The following is a 12,340-nucleotide window of genomic DNA, read 5'->3' as shown; positions in this document are numbered from 1 at the left end:
CGTCGCGCGATCATCCAGGGGCCTTTACGCCTCGCGGTCTGGCCGCGGCCGTGCGCTTGCCGACCGCACGCACGGGTTTCGTCACCGGGGCGCAGCTGCCACCGCTCGCGGCACAACAGTTCTCGGTCAGGTAACCGACCAAACCGTCCACCGCGTCAATCACCGGCGCGTAGTAAATGAAACGACCACTCTGCGTGCTGGTCACAAGGCCCGCATGCAGAAGCTCTTTCAGATGAAACGAGAGCGTGGCGCTCGGCAGACGGAGACGCTCACCGATGACGCCCACCGGCACGCCTTCCGGTCCCTGCTCGATCAGCAGGCGGAAAATCGCCAGGCGCGATTCCTGGGCGAGCGCGGAAAGGATCTTGATGGCGTCCGATGTTTGCATGCGTCGACATTGTATGTTTCGATATCTCTAGAATGATGGAATCGTCAACCTCGAGCAAGCCTCGGAGCGCATCGTGACGCCAGTCGATATTCCCCACCTCACAGGCGACCTGCCGCCGCCCGAGTGGGAGCGCCTCGCCGTCGCCGGAGACGCCGGCCATCCGCCGCGCATCCTGATCCTGTACGGGTCGCTTCGTCCGCAGTCGTTCAGTCGCAAGCTCGCCTACGAAGCCGAGCGCATCCTTCAGCATCTTGGCGCCGAAACCCGCGTGTTCGATCCCGCCGAACTGCCCATGCTCGACAGCGTGCCCGCCGACCACCCCAAGGTGCAGGAACTGCGTACGCTTTCCTTATGGTCCGAAGGACAGGTGTGGATCAGCCCTGAGCGTCATGGCTCGGTCACTGGCGTTTTCAAGAACCAGATCGACTGGCTCCCCCTCGAAGACGGTAGCGTGCGTCCTACCCAGGGCCGGACCCTGGCCGTGATGCAGGTATCGGGCGGCTCGCAGTCGTTCAACGTGGTCAATGCCCTGCGCGTACTCGGCCGCTGGATGCGCATGGTCACCATCCCGAACCAGTCCTCCGTGGCGAAGGCCTGGAACGAGTTCGACGCCGCTGGCCGGATGAAGCCCTCACCGTATTACGATCGCGTCGTCGACGTCATGGAAGAGCTGATGAAATTCACCCTTCTGGTTCGCGGGCGAAGCGACTATCTGGTCGATCGCTACAGCGAGCGCAAAGGCGCTACCGAAGCACGAGCACTGGCCGCCGCGGCGGCTGTCGTGGAACCTACCTCATGACCATGAATGCAACGATCTACCACAACCCCCGCTGCGGCACCTCGCGCAACACGCTCGCGATCCTCCGTCACGCCGGCATCGAACCCACCATCATCGAATACCTGAAGACGCCACCGGACCGGGCCACCCTGCTCCGCCTGCTGGTCGACGCCGGTCGTACACCGCGCGAGGGCGCGCGGCAGAAAGAGAAGCTGTTCGAGGAACTCGGCCTGCGCGATCCGTCCGTCAGCGACGAGGCGATGCTCGACGCCATGCTGGCTAATCCGATCCTGATCGAACGGCCATTCGTGGTGACCGAGAAAGGCACGCGCCTGTGTCGTCCGTCCGAGGTGGTACTCGAGATCATCCCGCCGCTGCCGGGTCCGTTCACCAAGGAAGATGGCGAGATCGTTCATGGCTGAAAGGAATCCACGCATCCTGGGCTTGGCACTACTGGCTACCGTCTTCGCGACGAACGCCTTGGCCGACCAGGCCGGCCCAGCTATCCGGGGACGAACCTCGAATGAGGCCGGCGCGGTCTTCCAGTTCGACGCCAGCGCCGCCGGTGCAAATGGCAGTGACATCACCATCCGCTGCATCGAAAAGTGCAAGAAGAATGCGCCCGTCTATCGCGAGCATGTCGACGCCGCACCCACCTCCGTAACGCTGCCGAAGGACGGATCCACCCGATTCATCAGCGTCTGGACAACCGGCTCGGCCTATCGGGTCATGGTGCACGATATCGCCGGACCGAAAGTCGAAAAGGTGATGGAGCACGGCTCACGCATTCCGCCTTCAGCGATGGGGATCGACGACAAGGGCGAAGAGTTCTTTATCCTCTGCGACGAAGCTCACGGCTGCAACGAGTTCCACTGGCGGTCGTGGGTCTATGAAGTGATTCCGCGCAAGGATTATCGCTGGAATAAGTAGCGGCCCGGTGATGCCTTTGCCTTACCATCACCCCATCCCAACGCGCCTCGAGGACCGCCATGCTGTCGGAAGATGAACTGGCCCTCCTCGAGGCGATCCGCGAAACCGGCAGCCTGTCCCGCGCCGCTGCACGCCTGGGCAAGGCCCCTTCGACGCTGTCGAACGCGGCACGCCATCTGGAAGAGCGCTTCGACGCCCTGCTCTTCGATCGTCGGCGCTACCGTCTCCAGCTCACCCCGGCCGGGCAACTCCTCACCAACGAGGCCGCCCGCCTCATGGCCGACCACGCGCGTCTCACCCAGCGCGTCAAACAGGTCGCCAGTGGGTGGGAGGATCGCCTCTCGATCGTGACCGACGAGATCCTCGAGTTCGAGCTGCTGTTCCCCTCGCTGCGTGCCTTCGACGCGCTCGACTCCGGCGTGCAACTGCGCCTGACCCACGAAGTGCTCGGTGGTACCTGGGAAGCCTTGCGAGAAGGTCGTGCCGATCTGGTCGTCGGTGCGACCAATGAGCCGCCGGCCATTCCCAAGCTTCGCTGGCATGAGCTCGGTGTCATGGAATGGGTGTTCGCTGTCTCGCCGCGACACCCCTTGGCGAAGGTGGTTGAACCGCTGGACGCCGACACCGTAGCGAAGCATCGCGCGATCGTCGTCGCTGACTCATCCCGGACCGCGTCGCGTGGCTACGGCACCGTCGGTGGGCAAGGCCGGCTTGCCGTGCCCAGCATGCGGGCGAAGATCCTTGCCCAGCGCGACGGACTCGGCGTGGGCTGGGTGCCCAAGCATCGGGCGCAAGCGTTGATCGCCGCCGGCCAGCTTGTCGAAAAACGCGTGGCCGATCCACGCGAGCCCAACACTTTGTACGTCGCCTGGCGCGGTGACTCGGAAGGCCGAGCCCTTGCCTGGTGGGTCGAACAGATGCGGCAGCCCCGGCTGGCGAAACGCCTGATCCAGGGGCTGCCGATTACCGCTTAGCGCGACGCCTTACAGCTGGCTCATACCGCCGTCGATGATGATCTCGGTGCCGACGATGAAGGCCGACTCCGGTGAGGCCAGGTGCAGCACGGCCGCGGCGACTTCTTCCGAGCGACCGAAGCGACCGACCGGCACCTGCGCCAGGATGCCTGCCGCCGTTTCCTTCAGGGTGGCTTCGTCCATGCCGAGCTTGCCGTAGAGCGGGGTCTCGATCGGGCCCGGGCTGACCACGTTGACGCGAGCGCCCTGCGGAATCAGTTCGGCCGACAGGGTGCGGGCGAACGAGATCAGCGCAGCCTTGGTCGCGGCATACACCGACGAACCCGGCATGCCGATGTGTGCATTGATCGAGCCGTTCAAGACGATCGACGCGCCCTTGTTGAGCAGCGGCGCCAGCGCCTGCAGCTGGAAGTACGCACCCTTGACGTTGGTGTCGAAGCTGAGATCCCACAGCGCCTCGTCGACCTGCGCCAGAGGAGCGAACTTGGCCACACCGGCGTTGATGAATACGGCGTCCAGACGCAGACCCAGCTCACTGACCTTGGCGGCGAGGGCGCGGGCATCGCTGAGGACACCGGCGTCGTTGCGAATGACGATGGCCTTGTCGCCGAGCAGAGCCGCAGTGCGCTCGATGCCGGCGGGATCGCGACCGGTGACGAGCACGGTAGCGCCCTCGTCGATAAAAGCCTTGGCGACGGCGAGGCCGATGCCGCTGGTGCCACCGGTGACGACCACGTTCTTACCAGTAAAACGGTTCATGACGTTACTCCGAGAGGGATGGTGATAATTACTTACGAGCGGAAGGAAGGAAACTGACTAAGGCGGCGATGACCTGGTCCGGCTGTTCTTCGGCGATCCAGTGGCCGGCGTTCTCGATCTGGACGGTGCGGACGTTGGTCGCCACATGGCTCATCTGGTCGCCGATCAAGGGACCGAAGCTACCGGTGCCACCCAGGGCAAGCACCGGCATGGTCAACGGGGTACGTGAGAAGACGGCGTTGTCCTTCGCATCCTGGCCAAAGGCGCGGTAGTACTCGAACCCGGCGCGCAGGGCGCCCGGCATGCTGTATTTGCGAACGTAGTAGTCGTCGACTTCCTTGGTGAACGCGCCAGCATTGACCGCCTCGTTGTTGTGGAACCACGGCAGGAACTCGGCAACGTGATCCTGCACCAGCAGCTCGGCCACATCGCGCTGACCGAAGAAGTGGAAGTGCCAGACGCGATCGGTGCCAACGAGCTTGTCCCAGGGATCGATACCGGGCAGCGGCACGTCCATGATGGTGAACGTACGCGTTTCACTGGGGTACTGGCTTGCATAGGCATACGCCACCATGCCGCCCATGTCGTGGCCGACCACGCTTACCTCCGGGCCGAGCTTCAGCGCTGCGACCAGGGCGTGGATGTCCTGGGCGATGGTGGCCTTCTCGTAACCGGTGGCGGGACGACTGGTGTCACCCAGGCCGCGAAGATCCGGGGCGAGGACGGTGTAACCGCGATGGGCCAGCGCCGGCATGACGTAGCGCCACATGTACGAGGTCGAGCCCCAGCCATGCAGCAGGACGATCACCTGGGGGCCACCACGGGCGATCAGGTAGTGATAGCGAACGCCGTTGACCTCCTGCTTGCCCTCGTGAACCAGCGCCTGATCTTCGGCCGACGGGAGGGGTGCGGCCTGGGCGTGCGATGACACCGGGGAGAACAGGGCCGAGGCACCGAGGAACAGGGCGGCGGCGTAGACGAAGCGCTTCATGGGAGAACTCCAGCGAGGAATTAATGGCTATGCTGCGCCGGAGAAAGCGACAAGACGTACGTTGGGCCCGACCAACACGTTCGATTCTGTCGAACATGTTTCCCCGCCATCGGCGGGGTACTTGACAGGACCCGGCTCCAGCTCGGATAGAATGCCTCCCCTATGCGTCCTCGCTTCCGCCTGAGTCGTCGTCGTCGAGCCCTCTCCATCGGGCTGGTGATGTTCTGCCTGCTGTTCCAGCAGTTGGCGATGGCGGCCTATGTGTGCACCCTGCCGGCGCAATCGGCCACGATGGCCATGACCGGTGCGTGCGCCGAGATGGGCATGGGCGCCGCGCCAGCCAGCCATGCGCCTGACGTGCACGCTACCGATCCGCGTTGCGCGGAACACTGCAGCGACCACACCTCGGCCGTGCCCGATGCGCGCGTGCCGTCCTTGCCGCCTCTGCTCCTGCCAGCCGACTGGCCCGTCCTCAGCGCCACGATGACCGATCGTCCGGAGCGTGTGGCACTGCCCGACGCGACCCTGCTTCGACCCGACCCACCGCCCTCGCTGCGGTTCTGCACGCTCCTGATCTAGACCCCGATCGCACGTCCCTCGTCGGCCGTGTGCGCACGGCCGTGTGTGCCTGCGATCGGAGATCACCATGGATTCGTTCAAGCGGCTTCGTGCCGCTCTCGTTCTTGCGTTAGTTCCTGTCATGGCGGCTGCCACGCCGCCATCCGTACTCACCCTTCAAACCGCCGCCGATCGGGCCGTGGCGCAGGCGCCGCTTCTCCAGGCGCGCCGTGCGCAGGCGGACTCCGCGCGCCAGGAAGCAGCCCGGGCCGGTGCCCTGCCCGATCCACAACTCACCTTCGGCATCGACAACCTCGCCACGCAAGGGCCAGGCGCATTCACCGCCGGTGGCGACGACATGACCATGCGCACCGTTGGCATCAGCCAGGCACTGCCATCGCGCAGCAAACGCCAGGCAGAACGCGCGATGGGCCAGGCCCAGGCCGTGGAGGCAGGCGCCACCGAAGTGGCAACCTCCGTATCCATTCGCCAGGCCGCTGCCGAAGCGTGGGTCGGCGCATGGGGTGCGCATCAACAGATTGCGATGCTCCGCGCGCTTCGCACCTCCTGGAACCAGGACATCGACGTGGCGACCTCGCGATTGAGTGCCGCCTCCGGCAGCGCGGCGGATGTCCTCGCGGCACGTATGGAAGCGCTGGATCTGGACAACCGTCTCGACGAGGCAGCCGCGCAGGAAGTACAGGCGCGCGCCAGCCTAGCGCGATGGGTCGACACCGAAGCCGATACGACGCTGGCGGATCCACCGGATTTCAGCGTGCTGCCGTTCGACGAAACGGGCCTGCTCGCCCACGTCGATGCGCAGGGTGCCCTTCTGGCCTGGCCGGCGCGCGAGGATGCGGCCGCAGCGGCACTCTCCGCTGCACAAGCAGACAAACGCCCCGCTTGGAATCTCGGTGTGACCTACGGCTCGCGCGTTCGGGGCCTGTCCGACATGGTCTCGTTGCAAGTGGGCGTGAGCCTGCCGTTGTTCACGCGCAACCGGCAGGATCGCGGTATCGCCGCGCGTACCGCCGACCTGGATGCGGTGCGCTTCGAACACGCCGACGCGAGGCGCGCGCAGATCGAAGCCATCCAGCGCGCCTGGTCGCAATGGGAAGCGTGGGGTGCGCAAGTGCGTCGCCACCGCGACGTATTGCTGCCACTCGCCCGCGATCGCGTCGCGCTGGCCCTGGCCGCCTACCGCGGCGGCGGCGACATCGCGCCCCTGCTCAGCGCTCGCCGCGACGAGCTCGCCCACCATGCCGACTACGCACGCATGCAAGCCGAATACGGCCGTGCGTGGGCAGTCCTGGCTTACCTCATTCCTACCGGAGCCGACCAATGAACCTCACCGCCCGCTTTGCTCTCGGTGCGGTGTTTATCACCGTGATCGCCACCGCTGCCTATCTCGCTGGCCGCCATGGCACGACGCCGTCCGGACTGACGCCCATGCAGACCATGGCCAAGCCGACGACCAAGTCCGTCCGCTACTGGTACGACCCGATGGTTCCCGAACAGCACTTCGATCACCCCGGCCTGTCGCCCATGGGCATGCAGATGGTTCCCAGGGTCGACGACGCCAGCACGCCCTCAGGCAGTATCCATATCGACGCGTCAACAGTGCAGAACCTCGGCCTGCGAACCGCCCCGGTCGAGCGCCACGCCATGGCATCGACTGTGGAGGTTCCAGGAAACGTCACGTGGGACATGCGTCAGGTGGTGACGATCAGCGCACGCGTCGACGGGATCGTCGAGCATCTGGATGTCCGCGCCACGTATACGACGGTGACCAAGGGTTCCCCCTTGCTCGCACTGCTTGCACCGCAATGGCGCAGTGCACTGGCCGAGGCCAACGCCCTTCGCCATGTGCAATCGCCCGATGCCAAGGCCCTTAGCGACGCGTCGCAAGCACGCCTGCGAGTGCTCGGCCTGTCCGCAGCGGATGGCGTTATGTCGCGCGGCGATGGCGCGGCGATTCTGCTGAACGCCCCGGTCAGCGGCATCGTCACCACGCTCGACGTACGCGAAGGCCAGCGCGTCAACGCCGGTCAGACACTGATGACGATCAACGGCACGACGTCGGTCTGGGTGGAAGCTGCCGTGCCACAGGGACAGGCATCGGCGATACGTCCGGGCACACCGGTCACGGTACGCGCCGACGCGTGGCCCGGTCGTGCCTTTACCGGACACGTCGAGGCTCTATTGCCGGACATCGATGGCGCCACGCGTACTCAACGCGCGCGGATCGTGTTGAGCAACCCGGACAACGCCCTCGCACCGGGCATGTTTGCGCACGTCACGCTCACGCCTGTGGCGGACGCGCCCGTTATCGCCGTACCCGATGAGGCCTTGATCGCCGATGGCGAGAGCGCGCGCGTCATCGTCGCCGAACAGGACGGTCGCTTTCGTGCAGCCACAGTGACGCCAGGCCGCTCCACCGGTGGCATGACGGAGATTCGCAGTGGGCTGACGGAAGGACAGCGCATCGTCGTCTCCGGCCAGTTCCTGATCGACTCCGAAGCCAACCTGTCCGGTGCGCTGAACCGTCTGGAGCATCACCCATGATCGCGCGCCTGATTCGCGCATCCATCGCACATCGCGGCTGGGTGCTTCTGGTCGCTTTGGTCCTCGCCGCCGCCGGTATTTACGCCGCCGTGCGAACGCCGATCGACGCCCTGCCCGACCTCTCCGACACACAGGTCATCATTCGTACGAGCTGGGCCGGCCAGTCGCCGCAGATCGTCGAGGATCAGGTCACCTATCCTCTCGTCACCACCATGCTCTCGGTACCCGGCGCGACCAGCGTACGCGGCTACTCCTTCTTCGGCGACTCGTACGTCACCGTGCTGTTCGACGAGCAGACCGATCTGTACTGGGCGCGCTCGCGCGTTCTCGAGTACCTGAGCCAGGTGCGCGACCGCTTGCCCTCAGGCGTGTCGCCAGCGCTCGGTCCCGATGCGACAGGCCTGGGCTGGATCTACGAGTATGCGCTGGTCGATCGCACCGGCAAGCACGATCTCGGGCAATTGCGAGGCCTCCAGGACTGGTTCCTTCGCTACCAGCTCAAGACCGTGCCGGATGTCGCAGAGGTCGCCAGCGTCGGTGGCATGGAGCGCGCGTGGCAGATCGTGCCCGACCCAGCGGCACTCGCCGCACACGGCATCACTGTCGATCGTCTCGTCGATGCCGTGCGCAGCGCCAACGGCGCCAACGGCGGCTCCGTGATCGAGCAAGGCGAAGCGGAGTTCATGGTCCGTAGCGAGGGCTATCTGCGAACGGCGGAGGACTTCGCCACCCTGCCGGTCACGACATCGGCCAGCGGCACGCCCGTACTGCTGCGCGAGGTAGCCAGCGTGCAACGTGGTCCGACGTTCCGCCGCGGTATCGCCGAGCTCGACGGTCAAGGCGAGGTGGCTGGCGGCGTGATCGTGCTGCGTTCGGGTAAGAACGCGAAGGCTGCCATCGCCGCCGTGAAAGCAAAGCTGGATACCTTGCAGCGCAGCTTGCCCGTCGGCGTGCAGATCGTACCGACCTACGACCGCTCCCAACTGATCGACGCCGCCGTCGACAACCTCTCCGGCAAGCTCGTCGAGGAGTTTCTCGTCGTCGCACTGGTCTGCGTGCTGTTCCTCGGGCATCTGCGCTCCGCACTGGTCGCGGTCATTACCTTGCCCTTGGGCGTGTTGGCCGCCTTCGTAGTGATGCACCTGCAAGGCGTCTCGGCCAACCTGATGTCGCTAGGCGGCATTGCGATCGCCATCGGTGCGATGGTCGACGCCGCCGTCGTGATGATCGAGAACGCGCACAAGCACCTCGAGCACTGGCGGGATCGCCACGACGGCGAGGAGCCCTCTGCATCCGATCGATGGACGCTGATCGCCGAGGCCTCGGTCGAGGTCGGTCCGGCACTGTTCGTCAGCCTGCTGATCATCGCGCTGTCCTTCGTGCCGGTGTTCGCGCTGGAGGCGCAGGAAGGCCGGCTGTTCAAGCCATTGGCCTTCACCAAAACCTATGCCATGGCCGCGGCCGCCGGCCTCGCGGTAACACTCGTGCCCGTGCTGATGGGCTACCTCGTGCGTGGTCGCATCCGCGCGGAACAAGACAATCCGCTCAACCGTGTGCTGGTTGCCATATACCGGCCGATCCTCGATGCGGCGCTGCGTTATCCGAGAACGACGCTCGCGCTGGCCGGCTTGCTCCTGTTGAGTGCACTGTTGCCGTGGAGCCGGCTCGGTAGCGAGTTCATGCCGCCCATGGACGAAGGCACCCTGCTGTACATGCCCACCGCCTTGCCGGGCCTGTCCGCTGGCAAGGCCGCGCAACTGCTGCAACTGACCGACCGGATGATCAAGACGGTACCCGAGGTCGATCATGTCTTCGGTAAGGCCGGACGCGCCGAGACCGCGACCGATCCCGCGCCTCTGGAGATGTTCGAGACCACGATCACCTTCAAGCCCAAGGCGCAGTGGCGTCCTGGCATGACGATGGCGAAGCTCAAGGACGAACTGAACCAGGCCGTCCACGTGCCCGGATTGACCAATCTCTTCGTACCGCCCATCCGCAATCGCATCGACATGCTGGCCACGGGCATCAAGAGCCCGATCGGGATCAAGGTGTTGGGGAGCGATCCGGCGAGCCTGCAGCAGGTGGCCGATCGCATTGAGTCGGTCGCGCGCGGCGTACCGGGCGTGGCCTCCGCCGTGGCCGAGCGGTCGGCAAGCGGGCGCTACGTCGACGTACACGTGCGCCGGGAGGATGCGGCGCGTTACGGTCTCACCCAGGCCCAGGTACAAGGCACGATTGCCACCGTCGTCGGCGGCGATCCGGTTGGCGAAACCATCGAGGGACGCGAACGCTATCCCATCGTCGTGCGGTACCCGCGCGTCGACCGCGATTCCGTGGCGGCGTTACGACAGCTGTCCCTGGTCGCTGCCAGCGGCGCGCAAGTGACCTTGTCGCAAGTGGCCGACATCGCCGTGGTAGCTGGTCCGCCCATGCTCAAGAGCGAGAACGGCTCACTGTCGACGTATGTCTACATCGACACCGCCGGACGCGATCTCGGCTCCGTCGTCGCCGACCTGCAGCGTACGGTCGGCGCGCACGTTGCGCTGCCACCGGGTACCACGCTCGCCTGGTCAGGTCAGTTCGAGTATCTCGCTCGTGCGATGGCGCGTCTGGTGTGGGTCGTACCTGCGGCCGTGATCATCATTTTTGCGCTGATCTATGCGGTGTTCCGTCGTGCCAGCGAGGCGCTGCTGATCATGGCCAGCGTGCCCCTCGCCCTGGTCGGCGGCTTGTGGTTGATCTGGATGATGGGCCACGCGGTGTCGGTTGCGACGATCATCGGTTTTATCGCGCTGGGCGGCGTTGCCGCGGAGTTCGGCGTGGTGATGCTGCTGTACCTGCGGCATGCGTGGGACCGCACGCTGGCGGTGCATCCCGATGCCGGCGAACTCGAGCTGGACGAAGCAATCCGCGAAGGCGCGGTGCAGCGTGTGCGACCCAAGGCGATGACGGTGGCGGTGATTCTTGCCGGTCTCCTGCCGATTCTTCTTGGCCAAAGCGCCGGATCCGAAGTCATGCAACGCATTGCGGCTCCCATGGTCGGCGGGATGCTGACGGCACCGCTTCTTTCCATGTTGGTTCTTCCTGCCGCTTTTCACCTTCTGGTTCGTCGGCGCTTGCGTCGGCGTGCCGGAACGCTCCACTCCCCCCACTGAGGAATACTTTGATGAAAACGATGTTTGCACTTATGGCGATGACTGGCCTGGCTATCGCCACTAACGTCAGCGCCCAGCAAGCCATGGATCCGCACATGGCCGGTATGGAACACGCCGCGCAACCTGCAGACGCACAGGGCGTTGGCGTGATCAAGGCCGTCGACACGACCAAAGGCACGGTGACCCTGCAGCACGAAGCCATCTCAGCGATGGGTTGGCCGGCCATGACGATGGTGTTCAAGGTTGCTTCGCCGGACCTGTTGTCGGCTGCGAAGGTCGGGGATCGCGTGCACTTCGGCCTGAGGCCGAGTGGCATGGGCGGCACGGTGACGTCGATCATGCCGGCGAACTGAGTCGGCCGAAGGACGCACACCCCATGAGGGCTGTGCGTCCTCGCGGTCAATCAGGCCACGTTTAGAAGCCGAGGCGCGTCAGGTCTTCCTGGAGGAAGTTCTGGCCGCTGCGGTTCTTGACGCTGGGTAGCTCCGACACGCGCACGCGCCAGTCCAGCAATGCCGTGTAGTCAGCCGGTACCGTGATCCCGGAAACGTCGGCGTGCATGAGGCCGGCGAACAGGGTGATGTCGGCCATGGAGAAGGCGTCGCCGGCAAGATAGGGGCGGCTCTGGAGAAGCTCGTTGAAGTACGTCAGGCTGGCGCGCACCTTGTCGCCCTCGCGCTGACCCATGGCCTCGCGGCCGTCCCAGTCGGGACTCTTGTATGCCTTGAGCGTGTCGCCCAGACCGGACGTGGCGTGGTGGAAATACAGGCCGATCGGATCGGTGACATACGCCTCGGCACGGCGCTGCATCATGTGGATGACCGCCTTTTCCTTAGGGGTGCGGCCGGTGAGGATCGGGTTACCGTCTAGGTTGTCGAAGTACTCGGTAATCGCCGTGGACTCCGAGATCAGCGTGCCGTCGTCGAGCTCGAGCACGGGGACGACGCCGGACGGGTTCTTGCTCAAGAAGGCGGCCTGCTTGTGCTCGGCGCCGATCAGGTCGACCGGGACGAACTCAACGGCCTGGTCGAGCCCCTTGGCGGCAAGGACGATCCGGATGCGGGAGGGGTTGGGAAAGCCGGGGCGGTCATAGATTTTCATGAGATTCCGTGAGTTAGGTTGTCTATCGATCGATAGATAGTTAGAAGGAATGAGCGGAGATTAGGCCGCCTCATTGCCCCTGTCAACCCCTATCGATCGATAGATAGCCAGCCCTGCTATACTTCGGTCCATGAACACGAA

General features: G+C 65.1%; 13 protein-coding genes. 9 read left to right on the top strand and 4 right to left on the bottom strand.

Going from position 1 to position 12,340, the window contains the following annotated elements; genetic code table 11:
- Positions 1-10: 10 nt before the first annotated feature.
- Positions 11-388 (bottom strand): ArsR/SmtB family transcription factor, encoded by a 378-nt coding sequence (locus BJI69_RS10490; protein ID WP_046968619.1) that lies wholly within the window; start codon positions 386-388, stop codon positions 11-13.
- 73 nt (positions 389-461) lie between these two features.
- On the opposite strand from BJI69_RS10490, the gene arsH reads away from it, so the two are divergent.
- The 4 genes from arsH to BJI69_RS10470 are packed head-to-tail and all read left to right on the top strand — an operon-like array spanning position 462 to position 3,070.
- The gene (gene arsH / locus BJI69_RS10485) at positions 462-1,187 is read left to right on the top strand and encodes an arsenical resistance protein ArsH (protein ID WP_046968620.1); all 726 of its coding nucleotides are present in this window, start codon (positions 462-464) and stop codon (positions 1,185-1,187) included.
- Positions 1,188-1,189: 2 nt separating this feature from the next.
- A complete protein-coding gene (gene arsC / locus BJI69_RS10480) occupies positions 1,190-1,588 on the top strand; it encodes an arsenate reductase (glutaredoxin) (RefSeq protein WP_046968639.1) in 399 nt (132 codons plus the stop codon).
- Positions 1,581-2,096 carry a hypothetical protein gene (locus BJI69_RS10475; RefSeq protein ID WP_046968621.1) on the top strand — a complete coding sequence of 172 codons (516 nt, stop codon included), beginning with the start codon at positions 1,581-1,583 and terminating at the stop codon, positions 2,094-2,096. The genes arsC and BJI69_RS10475 overlap by 8 nt, the downstream gene beginning before the upstream one ends.
- A gap of 59 nt (positions 2,097-2,155) precedes the next feature.
- On the top strand, positions 2,156-3,070 hold the full coding sequence (locus BJI69_RS10470; RefSeq protein WP_046968622.1) for a LysR family transcriptional regulator: 915 nt from the start codon (positions 2,156-2,158) through the stop codon (positions 3,068-3,070).
- Positions 3,071-3,079: 9 nt separating this feature from the next.
- On the opposite strand, the gene BJI69_RS10465 is transcribed toward BJI69_RS10470, so the two are convergent.
- Together BJI69_RS10465 and BJI69_RS10460 are read right to left on the bottom strand one after the other, a co-directional pair.
- Positions 3,080-3,829, bottom strand: a complete 750-nt coding sequence (locus BJI69_RS10465) for an SDR family oxidoreductase (protein WP_046968623.1) — start codon at positions 3,827-3,829, stop codon at positions 3,080-3,082.
- Positions 3,830-3,857: 28 nt separating this feature from the next.
- Positions 3,858-4,820: an alpha/beta fold hydrolase gene (locus BJI69_RS10460; RefSeq protein ID WP_046968624.1), complete on the bottom strand. Its 963-nt coding sequence runs from the start codon at positions 4,818-4,820 to the stop codon at positions 3,858-3,860.
- A gap of 162 nt (positions 4,821-4,982) precedes the next feature.
- On the opposite strand from BJI69_RS10460, the gene BJI69_RS10455 reads away from it, so the two are divergent.
- The 5 genes from BJI69_RS10455 (at position 4,983) to BJI69_RS10435 (ending at position 11,451) form a co-directional block, all read left to right on the top strand.
- Positions 4,983-5,399: a hypothetical protein gene (locus BJI69_RS10455; protein WP_046968625.1), complete on the top strand. Its 417-nt coding sequence runs from the start codon at positions 4,983-4,985 to the stop codon at positions 5,397-5,399.
- A gap of 67 nt (positions 5,400-5,466) precedes the next feature.
- Positions 5,467-6,723 (top strand): TolC family protein, encoded by a 1,257-nt coding sequence (locus tag BJI69_RS10450; RefSeq protein WP_052767285.1) that lies wholly within the window; start codon positions 5,467-5,469, stop codon positions 6,721-6,723.
- Positions 6,720-7,943: an efflux RND transporter periplasmic adaptor subunit gene (locus BJI69_RS10445; protein ID WP_052767286.1), complete on the top strand. Its 1,224-nt coding sequence runs from the start codon at positions 6,720-6,722 to the stop codon at positions 7,941-7,943. The genes BJI69_RS10450 and BJI69_RS10445 overlap by 4 nt, the downstream gene beginning before the upstream one ends.
- A complete protein-coding gene (locus BJI69_RS10440; RefSeq protein WP_046968626.1) occupies positions 7,940-11,098 on the top strand; it encodes an efflux RND transporter permease subunit in 3,159 nt (1,052 codons plus the stop codon). The genes BJI69_RS10445 and BJI69_RS10440 overlap by 4 nt, the downstream gene beginning before the upstream one ends.
- A gap of 11 nt (positions 11,099-11,109) precedes the next feature.
- Entirely contained in the window at positions 11,110-11,451 is a 342-nt protein-coding gene (locus BJI69_RS10435; RefSeq protein WP_046968627.1) for a copper-binding protein, read from the top strand.
- Between the two features lie 61 nt (positions 11,452-11,512).
- Here the strand turns inward: BJI69_RS10435 and BJI69_RS10430 are convergent, their stop codons facing one another.
- Positions 11,513-12,199, bottom strand: coding sequence for a glutathione S-transferase family protein (locus BJI69_RS10430; RefSeq protein ID WP_046968628.1), 687 nt, complete (start codon positions 12,197-12,199; stop codon positions 11,513-11,515).
- Positions 12,200-12,340 lie beyond the last annotated feature (141 nt).

This window comes from Luteibacter rhizovicinus DSM 16549, from assembly GCF_001887595.1.
Taxonomy (GTDB): Bacteria; Pseudomonadota; Gammaproteobacteria; order Xanthomonadales; family Rhodanobacteraceae; genus Luteibacter; species Luteibacter rhizovicinus.
This window is presented reverse-complemented; position numbering and strand designations above follow the sequence as displayed.

Bases quoted from the DNA above. Each gene is read 5' to 3' on its own strand.
- BJI69_RS10490 (WP_046968619.1), bottom strand. From the start codon at position 388: ATGCAAACATCGGACGCCATCAAGATCCTTTCCGCGCTCGCCCAGGAA.
- arsC (WP_046968639.1), top strand. From the start codon at position 1,190: ATGAATGCAACGATCTACCACAACCCCCGCTGCGGCACCTCGCGCAAC.
- BJI69_RS10475 (WP_046968621.1), top strand. From the start codon at position 1,581: ATGGCTGAAAGGAATCCACGCATCCTGGGCTTGGCACTACTGGCTACC.
- BJI69_RS10470 (WP_046968622.1), top strand. From the start codon at position 2,156: ATGCTGTCGGAAGATGAACTGGCCCTCCTCGAGGCGATCCGCGAAACC.
- BJI69_RS10465 (WP_046968623.1), bottom strand. From the start codon at position 3,829: ATGAACCGTTTTACTGGTAAGAACGTGGTCGTCACCGGTGGCACCAGC.
- BJI69_RS10460 (WP_046968624.1), bottom strand. From the start codon at position 4,820: ATGAAGCGCTTCGTCTACGCCGCCGCCCTGTTCCTCGGTGCCTCGGCC.
- BJI69_RS10455 (WP_046968625.1), top strand. From the start codon at position 4,983: ATGCGTCCTCGCTTCCGCCTGAGTCGTCGTCGTCGAGCCCTCTCCATC.
- BJI69_RS10450 (WP_052767285.1), top strand. From the start codon at position 5,467: ATGGATTCGTTCAAGCGGCTTCGTGCCGCTCTCGTTCTTGCGTTAGTT.
- BJI69_RS10445 (WP_052767286.1), top strand. From the start codon at position 6,720: ATGAACCTCACCGCCCGCTTTGCTCTCGGTGCGGTGTTTATCACCGTG.
- BJI69_RS10440 (WP_046968626.1), top strand. From the start codon at position 7,940: ATGATCGCGCGCCTGATTCGCGCATCCATCGCACATCGCGGCTGGGTG.
- BJI69_RS10435 (WP_046968627.1), top strand. From the start codon at position 11,110: ATGAAAACGATGTTTGCACTTATGGCGATGACTGGCCTGGCTATCGCC.
- BJI69_RS10430 (WP_046968628.1), bottom strand. From the start codon at position 12,199: ATGAAAATCTATGACCGCCCCGGCTTTCCCAACCCCTCCCGCATCCGG.